This is a genomic window from Rhodospirillum sp. A1_3_36 (assembly GCF_047263945.1).
Classification (GTDB): Bacteria; Pseudomonadota; Alphaproteobacteria; order Rhodospirillales; family Rhodospirillaceae; genus Rhodospirillum.
Map to the genome: position 1 here is coordinate 1 of NZ_JBLAVB010000082.1, position 1,546 is coordinate 1,546.

The 1,546-nt window shown below is 66.6% G+C and carries 1 pseudogene; it reads right to left on the bottom strand.

Annotation, left to right across the window (positions count from 1 at the left end):
* Positions 1-158: 158 nt before the first annotated feature.
* Positions 159-1,546 (bottom strand): annotated as a pseudogene (locus ACLIRY_RS27015) (conjugal transfer protein TrbE); the annotation flags it as partial.

Here is a 1,546-nt window from a genome sequence, read left to right on the forward strand (position 1 = left end):
CTGCTTCACCTGATTGGTGATCTGCTCCAGGGCACGGGCGGCCTGAAGCAGGTTCTGGGTGTAGTTGGTGGCGTCGAAGACCGGCCAGGCCGCGTAAACCGGAGCTGGCGTACCGAAGGCCAGGGGCGCGGCCACCAGGGCCGCGAGGAGCGGGGGTCTCATGGGCTCTCTCCAGTCTGGGAGGAGGGATCGAGGAGATCAGCGGCCCAAGCCAGACCCTTGGCGTCCAGGAAGTCTTTCGTGAAGCCATCCGACCCCTGCTCCGAGAGGAGCCTGTCGATCAGAGCCTGGGAGGCGGGATCGGACGCGCCGCAGAGGGCCAGGGCCACCGGCCCGAGGCCAAGGTCGAACAGCCGGTTGCCCCGGCGGGATTGCAGGGTGTAGTGGCGCTTGGGCGTGGCCTGGGCGATCAGGTCGATCTGCCGGTCGTTCAGCCCGAAATGGGCATAGGCGCTCCGGGACTGGGGTTCCACGGCCCGATCATTGGGCAGAAAAATCCGCTGGGGGCAGCTTTCGATGATCGCCGGGGCGATGGCTCTGTCGGCGATATCGGCCAGGGATTGGGTGGCGAAGACCACCGCCACGTTCTTCTTGCGCAGCACCTTGAGCCATTCGCGGATGCGCGCGGCGAAGAGCGGGTTGTCGAGATAAACCCAGGCCTCGTCGAGGATAAGAAGCGTCGCTTTTCCGTCGAACCGGGCTTCCAGGCGATGGAACAGATAGGTGAGCGCCGGGGGTACCACGGCGGGCTGGTGCATCACCTCCTCGGTCTCGAAACATTGGACGTCGGCCCGGGCTAGACGGTCCTCGGCGGCATCGAGCAGGTGACCGAAGGGACCGTCCAGGGTGTAGGGCTGGAGCGCCGCCTTCAGGGCGTTGGACTGCAGCAGCACCGAAAGGCCGGTGAGCGTCCGCTCCTCCGGCGGGGCGGACGCCAGATTGCCCAGAGCGGACCAGACGGCCTCCTTCACCTCGGGGGTGACGGGGACGCCTTCGTGAAGCAGCAGTCCACCGATCCAATCCGCCGCCCAGCTTCGGGTGGCTGGGGAATCAATGTCCCGCAGGGGCTGGAAGGCCAGGCCGCCCTTGGCGCCCAGAACATGGTGTTCTCCGCCCATGGCGAGAACGGCGGCCCGGGCGGACTGGCCCTTGTCGAAGAGGATCACCTGGGATCCGGCGTAACGCCGAAACTGCAGGGCCATCAGGGCGAGCAGCACGGACTTTCCCGCTCCCGTGGGACCGACGATCAGCATGTGCCCCACATCCTCCACATGGGTGGAAAGACGGAACGGGGTGGAGCCGGAGGTTTCGGCATGGAGAAGCGGGGGGCCGTCCAAATGTCGGTTCCGGCTGGGTCCGGCCCAGACGGCGGACAGCGGCATCAAATGCGCCAGGTTCAAGGTATGGACCAGGGGCTGGCGCACATTGGCGTAGACATGCCCGGGCAGGCTGCCCAGCCAGGCCTCCACCGCGTTGACGCTCTCGCGGATGCAGGTGAAGCCCAAGCCACCCAAAATGCGTTCGACGGTGCGGGCCTGATCCTCGA